General features: G+C 72.9%; 12 protein-coding genes. 9 read left to right on the top strand and 3 right to left on the bottom strand.

The features are described 5' to 3' along the window. Positions 1–3: 3 nt before the first annotated feature. Together EAO75_RS15305 and EAO75_RS15300 are read right to left on the bottom strand one after the other, a co-directional pair. Positions 4–1,608 carry a DHA2 family efflux MFS transporter permease subunit gene (locus EAO75_RS15305; RefSeq protein ID WP_147995617.1) on the bottom strand — a complete coding sequence of 535 codons (1,605 nt, stop codon included), beginning with the start codon at positions 1,606–1,608 and terminating at the stop codon, positions 4–6. A gap of 169 nt (positions 1,609–1,777) precedes the next feature. Continuing rightward, the gene (locus EAO75_RS15300; RefSeq protein WP_187284452.1) at positions 1,778–2,494 is read right to left on the bottom strand and encodes a 4'-phosphopantetheinyl transferase family protein; all 717 of its coding nucleotides are present in this window, start codon (positions 2,492–2,494) and stop codon (positions 1,778–1,780) included. A gap of 270 nt (positions 2,495–2,764) precedes the next feature. On the opposite strand from EAO75_RS15300, the gene EAO75_RS15295 reads away from it, so the two are divergent. Genes EAO75_RS15295 through EAO75_RS15255 form a run of 9 tightly spaced genes read left to right on the top strand, consistent with a single transcriptional unit; the run spans position 2,765 to position 13,307 of the window. Further along, positions 2,765–4,585: a fatty acyl-AMP ligase gene (locus EAO75_RS15295; RefSeq protein WP_147995615.1), complete on the top strand. Its 1,821-nt coding sequence runs from the start codon at positions 2,765–2,767 to the stop codon at positions 4,583–4,585. Between the two features lie 23 nt (positions 4,586–4,608). After that, positions 4,609–4,929, top strand: a complete 321-nt coding sequence (locus EAO75_RS15290) for an acyl carrier protein (RefSeq protein WP_147995614.1) — start codon at positions 4,609–4,611, stop codon at positions 4,927–4,929. Then, on the top strand, positions 4,926–7,982 hold the full coding sequence (locus EAO75_RS15285) for a type I polyketide synthase (protein ID WP_147995613.1): 3,057 nt from the start codon (positions 4,926–4,928) through the stop codon (positions 7,980–7,982). The genes EAO75_RS15290 and EAO75_RS15285 overlap by 4 nt, the downstream gene beginning before the upstream one ends. Continuing rightward, positions 7,982–9,004, top strand: coding sequence for a 3-oxoacyl-ACP synthase III family protein (locus EAO75_RS15280; protein WP_147995612.1), 1,023 nt, complete (start codon positions 7,982–7,984; stop codon positions 9,002–9,004). Before EAO75_RS15285 ends, EAO75_RS15280 begins: the two co-directional genes overlap by 1 nt. After that, positions 9,001–10,938 (top strand): HAD-IIIC family phosphatase, encoded by a 1,938-nt coding sequence (locus EAO75_RS15275; protein ID WP_147995611.1) that lies wholly within the window; start codon positions 9,001–9,003, stop codon positions 10,936–10,938. The genes EAO75_RS15280 and EAO75_RS15275 overlap by 4 nt, the downstream gene beginning before the upstream one ends. Beyond that, positions 10,935–11,174, top strand: a complete 240-nt coding sequence (locus tag EAO75_RS15270) for a phosphopantetheine-binding protein (protein ID WP_147995610.1) — start codon at positions 10,935–10,937, stop codon at positions 11,172–11,174. Before EAO75_RS15275 ends, EAO75_RS15270 begins: the two co-directional genes overlap by 4 nt. Next, positions 11,171–11,398, top strand: coding sequence for a hypothetical protein (locus tag EAO75_RS15265; RefSeq protein ID WP_147995609.1), 228 nt, complete (start codon positions 11,171–11,173; stop codon positions 11,396–11,398). The genes EAO75_RS15270 and EAO75_RS15265 overlap by 4 nt, the downstream gene beginning before the upstream one ends. Continuing rightward, the gene (locus EAO75_RS15260; protein WP_147995608.1) at positions 11,395–12,504 is read left to right on the top strand and encodes an alpha/beta fold hydrolase; all 1,110 of its coding nucleotides are present in this window, start codon (positions 11,395–11,397) and stop codon (positions 12,502–12,504) included. Before EAO75_RS15265 ends, EAO75_RS15260 begins: the two co-directional genes overlap by 4 nt. Next, positions 12,501–13,307: a thioesterase II family protein gene (locus tag EAO75_RS15255; RefSeq protein WP_147995607.1), complete on the top strand. Its 807-nt coding sequence runs from the start codon at positions 12,501–12,503 to the stop codon at positions 13,305–13,307. The genes EAO75_RS15260 and EAO75_RS15255 overlap by 4 nt, the downstream gene beginning before the upstream one ends. On the opposite strand, the gene EAO75_RS15250 is transcribed toward EAO75_RS15255, so the two are convergent. Then, a complete protein-coding gene (locus EAO75_RS15250) occupies positions 13,246–14,124 on the bottom strand; it encodes an MBL fold metallo-hydrolase (RefSeq protein ID WP_147995606.1) in 879 nt (292 codons plus the stop codon). The two genes, EAO75_RS15255 and EAO75_RS15250, sit on opposite strands and share 62 nt — an antisense overlap. Positions 14,125–14,197 lie beyond the last annotated feature (73 nt).

The raw sequence follows: 14,197 nt of genomic DNA, 5'->3' as shown, positions 1-14,197 counted from the left end.
GGTTCAGACCTCCGCGGTGTGGGGTTCTTCGGCGGTCGCCTCCTCGGCGCCGGGCGTGCCGACGGCCGTACGGGAGGGCAGGAGCAGCAGGGCGGCGAGGGCACCGAGGAAGGTGACGCCCATGGCGACGAGGGACGTGAGGTGCATCGCCGAGACGAACGCGTCGACCGCGCGGTCCTCGATCGCGGCGCCGCCCGGGCCCAGTTCCCGCGCGGCGGTGAGGGTGGCGGCGACGGACTCCTGCGCCCGGTCGCTCATCGCGGCGGGCAGCGGCGCCAGGTGGTCCTCGATCCGGGAGCGGTAAGCCACGGAGAGCACCGAGCCCAGGACTGCGACGCCGAGGGCGCCGCCCACCTGTCGAAAGGTGGTGCTGACCGCCGCTCCGGTGCCGGACCGGCCCGGGCCGACGGCGGACATGGCGGCGGAGGTCGCCGGGGGCATCACACAGGCGATGCCGACGCCCATCACGAACAGGACGGACTCCAGGACCCAGACCTCGGTCCGCTCGTCGACGGTGGCCACCGCGAGGAAGCCGAGCGAGGTGAGCAGCATCCCGCCGGCGCACACCGGCCGGACCCCGATCCGCTTGGCGGCGAGCGTCGCGGCCGGTGCGAACGTCAGCTGGGCCACCGCCAAGGGCAGCAGCAGGAGGCCGGCCTCCAGCGGGGTCCAGCCGCGCACGCTCTGGAGGTAGAAGACCAGGAAGAAGGTGGCGCCGAGCAGGCTGAAGAAGACCAGCCCGATGACGGCCACGGCGGCGCTGAAGCGACGGTCGGTGAACAGGGCGAGGTCCAGCGCGGGACACCGGCTGTGGTGTTCCCAGACGGCGAACAGGCCCAGGACGGCGAGGCCGCCGAGCATCGGCCCCCAGACGGCGGTGTCCGCCCAGTCGTCGGACTCGCCCCCCTTGATCACGCCGTACACCAGGGCGGTCAGGCCGGCGACGGACAGGGCGACGCCGAGCGGGTCGAGGCCGCCGCGCCCGGGGTCGCGGGACTCGGGTACGACGAACAGCGCGGCTACGGCGCCGATCAGCACGATGGGCAGGTTGATCAGGAACACCGAGCCCCACCAGAAGTGCTCCAGCAGCACGCCACCGGTGACGGGGCCCAGCGCCACGGCGAGTCCGGCGGCGCCTGCCCAGACACCGATGGCCTTGGCCCGTTCGGCGGGTGGGAAGACGGCCATGATGATCGCCAGAGTGGCGGGCAGCACGAGCGCGCCGCCGACGCCCAGCCCCGCCCGGGCGACGACGAGTTCTCCGGCACTGTGCGCGTGGGCGGACCACAGGGAACAGCCACCGAAGACGACGAGCCCGGCCAGCAGCGTCCGCTTGCGTCCCCAGCGGTCGGCGAGCACACCGGTGGTGAAGAGCAGGGCGGCGAAGACGAGCGTGTAGGAGTCGATCGACCACTGCAACTCGCTCTGCGTGGCCCCCAGGCCGACGGGTGCCGGCTCGGCGAGGGTCTTCAGGGCCACGTTCAGGATCGAGGTGTCCAGGACGACTAGCAGGAGGCCGACCAGCAGGACCGCGAGCACGCGCCACCTGTGCGGGTGCGCGGCCGACGGGGTTTGCTCGGCAAGCCTGAGGTGAGGCTGAGAAGTCACGGATTCCGCTCCTCGGAAAGAGGGGGGTCGTGAGCTGAGTGCCGTTCTCGTGCCGTGTACGGCCGACGCTAGACCTGTCGACCAATCGAGTCAACGGTGTATCGAAACAACCTTGACTCGGTTCCCGGTTGCTCCACACCCACCCGAACTCGGCTTGACGAAAGGGCGGTTACAGACCGTCAGGACCCAGCGCCCCGGCGACGAGGAACCGCCCCGCCACACGGTCGCAGCGCAGTCGCCAGCCCGGCGCCGCCTCAAGAGACCACCAGCCGTCGCCGTGCGGTCCGGGGCGGGGGCGCAGTCGCGCGAAGTCCCGCGCCAGCCCGGCGCCTTGCGCCTTCGTATGAGCCTCCTTGAGCGTCCACAGACGCACCAGCCTCTGATTCCGCTCGGCCGCCGGCAGCCCGGACAGCTCCACCAGCTCCCGCGGATGACAGAACCTCTCGGCCAGTCCGGGCGTCAGCAGCGGGCGGTCCGACGCCTCCACGTCCACTCCGATCAGGCGGCCGCGGGCGGCCCCGACCACCAGCATTCCGGCCGTGTGGCTGATGGCCACGTCCAGCCCGGGCGGCTCGTGGAGGACCGGCCGCCCACGGCCGTCGCGGCCCAGCACGACCCGGTCCGGCTCCGCCCCGGCCACAGCGGCCACGGTGTGGCGCAGCAGCAGTCGCGAGCCCAGCAGCCGCGCCCGCACGAGGGGGTCGCGTGCCGCGCAGTACCGCGACCAGTCAGGCCCGAGCAGTTCGCGCGCGCCGGGGCCGGGCTGTCGCCCCCAGTCCACCGGCCGGCCGTGGCAGACCGCGTAGCCGTGCCGCCGCGCGGCCTCCTGGACCGCACGCCACCCCACCGCGGGCAGCGGACCGACAGGGAGGGGTTCGTCTCCCACGAGAAGAGCATCCGGTTCGACCATGACAACCCCTTCTGCGACCGTTGACCGGCACCCCGTGCCAGCACCGACTGTGCCGATCCGCGCACACACCGTTGTACCGGCTCCCGCGAGCGCCGTCCGCTGAACCGCAAACCCATGACGTGCACCCCAATTTCGGCTTTACGCCGCCTTTTCACGGCACATCGAGGCTGAGAGGCACCGGATGGCACTCGGTGCCTCCCGGACGTTCCACACCGCACCGGTCACCGACCGCGGAAAGGACAGCCCGTGGCGCACCAGCTTCAGCACCGAACCTTGACGGACGCCGTACGCACCGGCGTGGACCGCCATCCCGAACGTGCCGCGTTCGTGTATCTGCACGAAGACAGCCCGGCCATGCGACCCGAGGAGATCGGCTACGCGGAACTGGACCGGCGGGCGCGCCGCGTCGCCATCCGGCTGCTCCACGAGTCCAAGGGCGATCCCTCGCGCCCGGTCCTGTTGCTCTATCCGCCGACCCTGGACTTCGTGACGGCCTTCCTCGGCTGCTTCTACGCCGGGCGTACGGCGATTCCCGCGCCCCTGCCCGACGAGCCGGGCGAGCGGCTGGCCCGGGTCAGCGGCATCCTGCGGGACGCCGGGGTCGGGGCGGTGCTGACGCTCCCCGAGTACCGGCAGGCCATCGGGGCCTGGCTGGCCGCCGCCGGAGAGCGGGACGTGGTGTGCCTGTCGACCGGCCCGGACGACCAGGACGGAGCCGATCCCGACCTGTGGGTACCGCCCGTCGTGCGCGACACCGACGTGGCCTTCCTCCAGTACAGCTCGGGCTCCACCAGCGAACCCAAGGGCGTCATGGTCACGCACGCCAACCTGGCCGCCAACGAGGAGGCCATCCGCACCGCGATGCGGACCCGGGAGGGTGTCGTGGCGGGCAGCTGGCTGCCGCTCTATCACGACATGGGGCTCATCGGGATGACCCTCCAGCCACTGTGGGTGGGCGGCACCAGCGTGCAGATGTCACCGGTCTCCTTCATCAAGCAACCGCACCGTTGGCTTCGCATGATCCACGACTACCGAGTCGAGGGCACCGCCTCGCCCAACTTCGGCTACGACCTGTGCGTCCGGCGCGTCACCGAGGAGCAGTCGGCGGGGCTGGACCTGTCCAGCCTGCGGGTGGCGCTGAACGGGGCCGAGCCGGTGCGCGCCGACACCCTGCGCGCCTTCGTTCGGCGCTTCGCCGGCAACGGACTGCGCGCCGAGTCCCTGCTGCCCTGCTACGGCCTGGCCGAGAACACCCTGCTGGTCTCCGGCAGCGACACCGAGGCGCCGCACCTCGAACTCACCGTCGACGCCGTCGCGTTGGAGCAGGACGAGCTGCGGCCCGTGCGCAGCGACCGCCCGGCCCGGACCCTCGTGGGCTGCGGCCGGCCGAAGGACACCGAGGTCCTGATCGTGGACCCGATGACCCGTCAGGAGCTGCCCGGCGGCCGGATCGGCGAGATCTGGCTGCGCGGCCCCTCGGTGGCCGCCGGCTACTGGAACCGGCGCGAGCTCACCACCGAGACGTTCCAGGCGGTCACGGCCGACGAGCGGGCCGGTTACTTCCGCACCGGCGACCTCGGCGCTCTGCTCGACGAGGAACTCTACGTCACCGGCCGGATCAAGGAGATGCTCATCCAGCACGGCCGCAATCTCTACCCGCAGGACATCGAGCAGGCTGTCCAGGAGTCCGGGGAGGCGTTCCGGCGCGGCGGCGGTGCGGTGTTCACCGTCGCCGACGAGGCGTCCGACCGCTCGCACGTGGTCGTGGTGCAGGAGCTCAAGGCCCCCGCGGGCTGCGGCGAGGAGCACCTGGCCCGCCTCACAGCCGACGTCCAGGCGCTGCTCAGCCGGCAGTTCCAGCTGCCCGGCGTAAGCGTGGTGCTCGTTCGCCCCGGGGTGATCCGCAAGACGACCAGCGGGAAGACGCAGCGCACGCTCATGCGGCAGTTGTTCCTCGACGGCGGCCTGCCCGTGCTGCACCAGCGCCTCCAGGAACCGGTCACCGCCCTGCTCCCCGCCCCGGACCCGGCGTCCGAGCCCACCGCAGCCGTGTCCTCCCGCAGCTGAGATCCGGAAGAGAGAAGCACGCCATGAGCATCACCGACCAGTCCGCCGCCCCCGTCGGCACCGCCCCCGTCGACCAGCCGTCGCCGCACCCCGGCGGGTCGGACATCGAAGGGTGGCTGACCGAGCGGGTGGCCTTCCATCTGCGCCGGACCCCCGGGGAGATCGACCCGGACACCCCGCTCGCCGACTACGGCATCGACTCGGTCGCGGCGATCAGCATCTGCGGCGAGATCGAGGCGCACGTCCGGCTCGCGGTCTCCCCCACCATCGCCTACGACTTCCCGACCGTCCACGCGATCAGTGAGCACCTCGCCGAACGCCTGGCCTGCGGGGACCCGTCATGACCGAGCGCGAACCGATCGCCGTCGTCGGCCTGGACTGCCGCTTCCCCGGCGCCCGCGACGCCCGGGAGTACTGGTCGCTCCTCATGGACGGACGCGACGGCACCGAACGGGTTCCCAGCCAGCGCTGGGACGCCGACCGCTACCACGCCGCCTCGTCGACCGCGCCGCAGAGCGCCTCCGAAGCCCGGCCGCCGGGCCGCAGCAACACCGTGCGCGGCGGGTTCATCCAGGACCCCGACGCGTTCGACCCGGGCTTCTTCGGGATCTCTCCGCGGGAGGCCGCCGCCATGGACCCGCAGCAGCGGCTGCTGCTGCAGTGCTCGTGGCGGGCCATCGAGGACGCAGCCGTCGCCCCGCAGGACCTGGCCGGCACCGACACCGGCGTGTTCGTCGGGGTGATGGCCAACGAGTGGGCGTATCTCCAGCTCGCCGACTACGACAGGATCACCGCCCGGTACGGCTCCGGCAACGGCTACTTCATGGGCGCGAACCGGGTCTCGTACCACCTCGACCTCAAGGGCCCCAGTCTGGCCGTCGACACCGCCTGCTCCTCCTCGCTCTTCGCCGTTCACCTCGCGATGGGCTCACTGCGCTCCGGTGAGTGCGACTACGCGCTGGCGGCCGGGACCAACCTGATCATGACGCCGGTCATCAACATCTTCTACACCCAGGCCGGCCTCTCGGCACCCGACGGTCGCTGCAAGCCGTTCAGCGCCTCGGCCGACGGCATCGGACGGGCCGAGGGCGTGGCGGTGCTGATGCTGCGCAGGCTCAGCGACGCCCTGGCGGACCGTCAGCCGGTGTACGCCGTGCTGAAGGAAACCGGGATCAACCAGGACGGGCGCAGCAACGGCATCACCGCGCCCAACCGCTGGGCGCAGCAGCGGCTGATCGAGTCCGTCTGGCAGCGGGCCGGCGTCACCGCCGACGACATCCGGTTCGTCGAGGCGCACGGCACCGGCACCCTGCTGGGCGACTTCATCGAGGCGCAGGCGCTCGGCGAGCTGACCAGCGGCCGCAGCGGCGGCAGCGTCGGACTGGGCTCGGTCAAGAGCAACTTCGGGCACGCCGAGGGCGCGGCCGGGATCGCCGGGCTGATCAAGACCGTGCTGGCGCTCCACCACCGCACGGTGCCGCCCAGCCGGTTCGCGGCCGACGCGAACCCCAGGCTGGACCTGCCCGGGCGCCGGCTCTCCCTGCTCAAGGCGCCGCTCAGGCTGCCGTCCGGCACCGTGCACGCCGCGGTCAGCAGCTTCGGTATGGGCGGCAGCAACGCCCACGCGGTGCTCGCCTCCGCCCCCCGAGCGGTGCACCGCGGCCGCGACCGGGCGCCCGGAGTGTTCACGGTCTCCGCCCGCTCCCCCGATCGGCTGCGCGCCAATCTGCTGGCGCAGGCCGACGCCCTGTCCCGCCGCCCGGAGAACCAGTTGGCGCAGCTGTGCTGGACCAGCAATCGCGTCAAGTCCCGCCTTCCGTACCGGGCGGCCGTCACCGCCGCCGATCTGCCCACGCTGGCAGCCGAGTTGCGCAGGGCAGCGGAGCACGCCGAGGAGGCCGCCCGGGTGGACGGCGGGCGGCGCGCGGCGGCGTCGGTGGCGTTCGCCTTCACCGGGCAGGGCGCCCAGCACCCCCGCATGGCCGCGTCCTGGTACCGGTCGTGCCCCGCCTACGCACGGCATTTCGACGAGATCGACGAAGTGCTCGCCCCGCACACCGGACGGTCGGTGCGCGACCTGGTCCTCGACGGCGATCCGGAGGTCCACCGGGCACGCTCGGCCCAGCCGGCGCTGTTCGCCGTGGGGTACGCGATGGCCGCCGCCCTCGTCGAGTGCGGGATCGCGCCGTCGTACGTCCTCGGGCACAGCATCGGCGAGTTCGCCGCCGCCTGCCTGGCCGGTGCGCTGGACGTGGCGGACGCCGCCCGGCTGGTCGCCCGGCGCGGGGCGCTGATGGAGGCGCTGCCCGGGAACGGCGGGATGCTCGCGGTGAGCACGGGTGCCGCGGAGGTCGAGCCGCTGCTGGTGGGGCGGGAGCGGCTCGGCCTGGCCGCCGTCAACGGACCGCGCAGCACGGTGGTCGCCGGCGACATCGGTGAACTGGCCGCACTGGAAGAGCAGTTGGCCGAGCGTGGAGTGGCCGCCCGGCGGCTCACCGTCTCCCACGCCTTCCACTCGCCGCTGATGGAACCCGTGGTCGAGGAGTTCCGCCGGGAGTGCGCGGACGTGCCCGCCCGCGGACCACGAATTCCGGTGTTCTCCACGGTGCACGGCCAGGAACTCACCGGCGGGGCAACCATGGACGCCGGCTACTGGGCACGGCAGATCACCGCGCCGGTGCGGTTCGCCGATGCCGCGAGCGCGCTGCTGGCCGCGGGCGTGACCCACGTGGTGGAGATCGGCCCGCGGGCGGTCCTGACCCCGCTGTTGTCCCGGCTCAAGCCGGACGCCGGTCACCCGGTGAGCCTGCACGCCGCCCACCCGGGCGAGCACGCCCCGGACCACCGGCCCCAGCAGCTGTTCGGCGAGCTGTGGTGCGCCGGGCTCGCACCGGAGTGGGACGTGCTGTACGACGAGGCCGACCGGGTGCCCCGCCGACTGCCACCGTACGTGTTCGACGACTCGTTCCGCGCCTGGCGCACCGGCACCGCCCCGGGCCTCCCGGAACTGTCCGCGCCGCCCATCCCCCCTGGCGCGGACACCACGGTCCGTAGGGGTGCGGACCGCGGGGAATCGTGCCCGCCGGCCCCGGCGGGTGACCTGCCGGACACTCTCGCCGTCCTGACACGCCAACTGGTGTGCCGGGTCGGCGGGCACGACCCCGAGCACGTGCACGACCACGACCGGCTGCAGGAGGACCTGGGTTTCGACTCGATCCGGGTGATGGAGCTCAAGGCCCGGATCGAGGACGCGCTCCCGCGACTCGGCACGCTCCCGATCGAGGAACTGCTGGCCGGCCTGCGCACCGTGGGTGACCTGGTCGGATTCCTGCGCGAGAGGCACGTCGCAGACGGCGCCGCGGCTCCTGTACCCACAACCCCGGAAGGAACCCGCTGATGACCGCACCCACCGTCCATCTGGCCTCGGTCGGCACCTGTCTGCCCGGTGACCCCGTGGACAACGCGACCCTGGCCAAACTCGTCGGCGTCGACGAGACCTGGGCCGAGATGTTCATCGGCAACGCCACCCGGCACTTCACCGTCGACCTGCCGACCGGTGAGGTACGGCACACGCTGGCCGACATCGCCGCGACCGCCGCCGACCGGGCGCTGGCTCAGGCCGGTCTGGAGCCGTACGACATCGACTGCGTCGTCATGGGCACGGCCACGCCGGACCAGCTGATGCCCGCCACGGTGAACCTGGTGGCGGACCGGCTCGGCATCGACAACGTCCCCACCTATCAGCTGCAGTCCGGCTGCGCCGGCGCCGTGCAGGCTCTCGACGTGGCCCGCACGATGCTGCTCGCCGAGCGCTGCGGCACGGCACTGGTGATCGGCGGCGACGTGTGCGCCAAGCACCTGGAAACGGACTTCGACCCGGGGTCGCGCACATCGGCCGAGCTGGTCAACTACGTGCTCTTCGGCGACGGCGCCGGCGCGGCCGTGCTCAGCAGTGAGGCGCTCGGGCACCGCGTCGTGATCCGCCAGGTGCTCAACCGGCTGGTGGGACTGGGCCGGGAGCCTGGCCAGGTCATCGACTGGTTCGGGCTCGGCGACCGGCACACCGACCGCACCGCCCTCTTCGAGGACTACAAGGCGATCGAGGAGGCGGTGCCCGCGCTGGCCCAGCAGACGTTCTGGGAACTCATGGAGGACCTGGGCTGGGGCACGGACGAGCTGGACTTCCTGCTGCCCCCGCAGTTGTCCGGCCGGATGAGCGACCGTATCTCCGACGGCATGCCCGCCCCGGACGCCCGCCGCGTCAACGTGGTGCGCCACGTCGGCAACAACGGCAACGCGCTGCCGTTCCTCCAGCTGGAGGAACTGCTGCGCCAGTGGGACGGCCCCGGGCGCGCCCTCGCCGTCGCCATCGAGTCCAGCAAGTGGATCAAGTCCGGTGTCGCGCTGGAGCGTTCATGACGGCGACCAGGAACCGAAGCGCACCGGACCCGGCGGCCACCTGGCACGACCCCGAGGCGTTGAGCGCCCTGCGCGCCCTTCACCGCGCGGGCAGGCTCCCGGTGGAGTACGGCTCGGTACGGTCCCTGCTGTCGCGCATGCCGGCGGCCGACCTTCCGGCCGCAGGCCAGCTGCTGGCCCGGCTCGATCCCCAGGAGGTGTGCCGCCACGCGGAGGTGCCGGTGGTCACCGTCACCGTCACCGGCCACTCGACGGTGGCCGGGTTGGTGGCTCCCCTCACCGCCGAACTGGCCCGGCACGGGCTGCTGCTGGAGGCGAAGGTCTCGCCGTACGGCGCCTACCTCCAGGATCTGATGCGTCCGGCCACGGCCGGCGAGGAACAGACACAGCTCACGCTCTGCCTGCTCGACGCGCACACCGTCTTCGACGACGTCACGGTGCCGTGGCGAGCCGAAGACGTGGAGGCCGCCGCACGGGCCAGGCTCTCGCTCCTGACCGGCGCCGTGCGCACCCACCAGCAGGCCGGCCGGGGCCTGCTCGTTCTGAACACCGTGCCGCTGCACCGCCGTTACACCCACCAGCTGGTCGACCTGCGCTCGCGGGCCCGGCTCGGCGCGGTGTGGCGGGAGTTCAACAGCGGGCTGCTGTCCCTGGCCGAGCAGTACCCGGGCGTGGTCACCGTGGACCTCGATCCGCTGGTCGCCGAGGGTGTACCGGCGTGCGAGCCGCGCACCGCGCAGTACGCCCGGGCCCGGATCTCCGACGCGCTGCTGGCCGCCTACGCCCGGGAGACCGCCCACGTCGTACGCGCCCGCCTCGGCCGCACCCGCAAGTGCCTGGTGCTGGACCTGGACGGCACGCTGTGGGGCGGGGTGCTCGGCGAGGCCGGGCCCGGTGGCATCGAGCTCGGCGCGGGGCTGCGCGGTGAGGCCTTCCAGGAGTTCCAGCGGACGGTGCGACAGCTCGGCGCGCAGGGCGTGCTCCTCGCGGTCAGCAGCAAGAACGACACCGAGCTGGTCCGCTCGACGCTGCGCACCCACCCGGGCATGCTGCTGCGCGAGGACGACTTCGTCCGCGTCAACGCCAACTGGAAGGCCAAGCACGACAATCTCCGCGACATCGCGGACAGGCTCGGGCTCGGCCTGGACAGCTTCGTCTTCGTCGATGACAGCACCTTCGAGTGCGGGCTGGTCGGCGAGCAGCTGCCCGAGGTCGCCGTGGTCCGGGTCGACGAGGAGCCCGCGCTGCATCCCGCGGCGCTGCTGGCCGACGGCTGGTTCGACCTGTTCGAGCTGACCGAGGCCGACCTGGAGCGGGCCGGCCGCTACCGCACCGAGACGCTGCGGCAGGAGTTCCGTGAGGACGTCGGCTCCTACGAGGACTATCTCGACGGGCTCGGCCTGGAGGTCGAGCTGCGGCCGCCGGACGAGTCCGAGATCGCCCGGGTCTCCCAGCTCACGCTGCGCACCAACCAGTTCCACCTGGCCACCGAACGACTGCAGGCGGCCCAGGTGTCGGCGCAGGTGGACCGCCCGGGGCACCACGTGCTCGCCGTACGCGCACGCGACCGGTTCGGCGACCACGGCCTGGTCGGCGCGCTGTTCCTGCGGCGTGAGGGAGAGGTACTGCGCATCGACAACTTCGTCCTGAGCTGCCGGGTGTTCTCCCGGGGCATCGAGAGCGCCTGTGTGGCGGCGGTGCTGCGGTTCGCCCGGGACACCGGAGCGAGCACCGTGACGGGCCGCCATCTTCCCTCGCCCCGCAACGCGGCCTTCGCCTCCTTCTACGCCGGCCACGGCTTCGCCCCGGTCGGCACCGACCCGGACGATCCCGAGGCCGTCTTCTTCCGGCACGACCTGACCGACATCGCCCCCGCCCCCGCCCATCTGCGGCTGCACGCCGCGTTCGGGCCGTTCGACGGAGACCCGACATGACCACCGCCCTCTCCGACATCGCGGAGTTCCGCCTGCTCCTGGAGGAGGAACTCGGCCTGCACGTCCGGGCCGACGACCTCGATCGCCCGCTGGACGACTTCCCCGACTGGGACTCGGTGCTGCTGCTCAGGCTCGTGACCGTCGTGGAGGACGTCGTCGGTCGGCCCGTCCCGGTGGCCGACGTGCTCCAGGCACGCACGTTCCGCCAGATGTACGAGGTGGTGGCGGGCCCGTGACCATCCCTCGGCCCGACGCCGCGCCCGACGTCCCCGACGCCTGCCTGCACTTCCACGCCTTGTTCCTCGACACCCAGCTCGACGTGTTCCTCTCCCCCGGCCTCGGCAGGCGGGTGCGGGCCGCTCTCGCCCGCCTCGTCACCGGCCGCGGGAACGGCCGGGCGGCCGACGGCACGCCCGATGCCCCGGAACGGATCCCGGAAGAGAAAGGAGCGGCCCGATGATCCCCCTCGCGGAGCTGCGGAGGTTCGCCCTCCCCCACGCGCACGCCCAGGGCATCCCCGCGGATGTCATCCACCGGGTGATGCGGACCCTCGGCACGGACGTCAAGGACGAGGACCCCGGTGCCTGGGTGCACGAGTGGTCGTCGCTCGGCACGGCGGCCGAGGCACGCGGCCGCGACCTGGACGCCGTCCGCTGCTACGCGATGGCCCGATTCCCCTACGTCGACGGGCCGTTCCGGCAGGCGGCGCAGAGCGCCTGCGTCGAGGCCTTCGACCGCTGGCGCAAACGCGTCCGCGGCATCTCCCGGCTCGATCTGCCGTACGGGGAGAACGGCTTCGCCTGCTGGGCCGCCGGCCTGTCCACCCGGAACAGGCTCCCGCTCGTCATCGTCCTGGGCGGCATCACAGGCACCAAGGAGCAGTGGGCCCCGGTGCTCGCGGGAGCCGACCGGCTCGGCGCGGCCGTCGTGGTCACGGAACTGCCCGGCGTCGGCGAGAACACCCTCACCTACGGAACGGACAGCACAGGCATGCTCACCTACCTCCTCGACCTGCTGGGCCGCGCCGCCGACGCCTCCCGCACCTGTGTCGTGGGCCTGAGCTTCGGCGGGCATCTCGCGCTGCGCCAAGCCTTGGAGGACGACCGCATCCGGGGGCTGGCCACCGTCGGGGCGCCGGTACGCGAGTTCTTCGTCCGCGCCGCGGACCACAAGCCGCTGCCGCGCCTGGTGGACCTGACCCTCTCCCACGTCATGCGCACACCGGTGGACCGGCTTCCGGCCGCCCTGGCGGACTGGGTGCTGGACGAGGAGCGGCTCACCCGGCTGCGCACGCCGGTCGCCTACGCGGCGAGCCGCGACGACGAGATCGCGCCCCCCTCGGACGTCGAGCTGCTGGAGCGGACCGTGCCGCACCTGCGGCTGGTGGAGAACGATGTCCTCGGCGGCCGGCCCGACCGGGCGGCCGAGACCCGGCTGTGGCTGCTGTCGCAGGTGCTGCGTATGACCGGCACGGCGGGTACCGTACGCCGGGCCGCCTCGGCCCGCGCCCGCGTCCTGCGCGCCCGCCACCGCCTCGCCCGTGCGTCGGCCGGGGACCCCGCATGACGACGAGTGCCCCGGCCTCCTGCCTGAGCCGGGCGCCCCGTCCGGACGCCCGGCTGCGGCTGTTCTGCTTTCACCACGCCGGCGGCGGGGCCTCGTTCTTCAGTTCGTGGGCCCGGCGCGTGCCGTCGGACGTCGACGTCCTGCCGGTGCAGCTGCCGGGCCGCGAGGCGCGCTACCGCGAGCCGCGGTTCCAGGACGCCGGGGAGGTGGTCGCGGCCCTCGGGCGCGACCTCGCTCCCTGGCTCGATGAGGGACCGTGGGCCGCGTACGGGCACAGCATGGGCGCCCTGCTGTCCTTCGCGCTGGCGGCGGCCCGGCTGCGCGCCGGCGGCCGCGGTCCCGAGGCGCTGTTCCTGGGGGCTTACGCGGCCCCGCACCGTACGCCCACGCTGCCGCCGCCCGACCGGTACCCGGACGGTGAACTTGCCCGCCTGCTCGTGGACTTCGGCGGGCTGGACCCGCGGTTCCTGGGGCGGGAGGACTGGCTGCGGGTGCTGCTGCCGATCCTCCGCGACGACCTGCGGATCTGCGCGAGCCACCAGCGGGCGGGGCTGCCGGACCCGGACGACGAGCGGGCCCGGCTGCCGCTGACCGTCGAGGCGTTCGCCGGCACCGACGACCCGCTCGTCGACCTGGCAGGGGTGCGGGCCTGGGGGCAGTATGTGCGCCGCTTCCGCCTGACTCCGGTCCCCGGCGGCCACTTCTTCCCGCGTGAGGCGCCCGACGCGTTCTTCGATCTGCTCAACCGTTCGCTGGCCCGGCTTCTCGCGGAGCAGGGGGCACCACCCGCGGCACCCGGCTGATCCGCCGCCGGATGTCCTCGGCGTTCTTCTCGTACAGCGTGCGCTGCTCCTGGATGCCGGGCATGACCCACAGCGGCCGCGCCGAGGCGTCGGCGAAGGTCAGGCCGTGGTCGTCGGGCCGCAGTCCGGTCAGGGTGAGCTCGAACGGCTCCAGGTAGTCGATGTCGCCGGCCGCGGTGAGCCGGAACGGCCGGTCGTGGCCCGGATAGATCAGATCGGACACCGTCAGGACCCGCTCGATGCTGTGGGCGGCCTGGTCGGCGTCCCAGAACACCAGGGGGTTGCGCCTGGTGCGGGCGACGTACGCGAAGTGCAGGGCGTCACCGGTGATGGCGGCGCGGCCGTGCTCGGTCTGCACGATCACGCCGATGCTGCCGGGCGAGTGGCCGGGCAGGCCGATGACGCCGACCCCCGGGATGATCTCCTCCCCGTCCGTGACCTCGCGGACGGGGAGCTGTTCCAGCAGCAGCCCCGTCCAGGCGGGCGTGGCCCAGTCGTTGGCGTGCGGGAGGTGCGCGTACCGGCGTTCGTCGGGGTGCAGGACGAGGGTGGCCCGTGGGAAGAGGTCGATGTTCTGGACGTGGTCCCAGTGGGCGTGGGTGAGGACGACGGTGTCGATGTCCACGGCGGTGAGGCCGTGCCGGGCGAGCGCGTCCCGGAGGAAGGGGCGGCGGCCGACGTGGGCGGCGTCGACGATGATGTTCCTCTCCCGTCCGGCCGCGTCCGGACCGCGGACCAGGAACACCCCGCAGAAGGCGGGATAGCCCTGGTCCGTGTCGATGGCGAAGCCGGGCAGGAGGATGTCGATCGTCGGCATGGAACTCCCTTGTGTGGTGGGCGTGTTGGGGCTGTGGATGTCTCGTCCGCATGCATGGGTGCCGGGGCGGGTC

The organism is Streptomyces sp. UW30 (assembly GCF_008042075.1).
Taxonomy (GTDB): domain Bacteria; phylum Actinomycetota; class Actinomycetes; order Streptomycetales; family Streptomycetaceae; genus Streptomyces.
This window is presented reverse-complemented; position numbering and strand designations above follow the sequence as displayed.

What these genes read in the sequence shown, in the direction of transcription:
- EAO75_RS15290 (WP_147995614.1), top strand. Translation starts at nt 4,609, where the DNA reads ATGAGCATCACCGACCAGTCCGCCGCCCCCGTCGGCACCGCCCCCGTC.
- EAO75_RS15285 (WP_147995613.1), top strand. Translation starts at nt 4,926, where the DNA reads ATGACCGAGCGCGAACCGATCGCCGTCGTCGGCCTGGACTGCCGCTTC.
- EAO75_RS15280 (WP_147995612.1), top strand. Translation starts at nt 7,982, where the DNA reads ATGACCGCACCCACCGTCCATCTGGCCTCGGTCGGCACCTGTCTGCCC.
- EAO75_RS15275 (WP_147995611.1), top strand. Translation starts at nt 9,001, where the DNA reads ATGACGGCGACCAGGAACCGAAGCGCACCGGACCCGGCGGCCACCTGG.
- EAO75_RS15270 (WP_147995610.1), top strand. Translation starts at nt 10,935, where the DNA reads ATGACCACCGCCCTCTCCGACATCGCGGAGTTCCGCCTGCTCCTGGAG.
- EAO75_RS15260 (WP_147995608.1), top strand. Translation starts at nt 11,395, where the DNA reads ATGATCCCCCTCGCGGAGCTGCGGAGGTTCGCCCTCCCCCACGCGCAC.
- EAO75_RS15255 (WP_147995607.1), top strand. Translation starts at nt 12,501, where the DNA reads ATGACGACGAGTGCCCCGGCCTCCTGCCTGAGCCGGGCGCCCCGTCCG.
- EAO75_RS15250 (WP_147995606.1), bottom strand. Translation starts at nt 14,124, where the DNA reads ATGCCGACGATCGACATCCTCCTGCCCGGCTTCGCCATCGACACGGAC.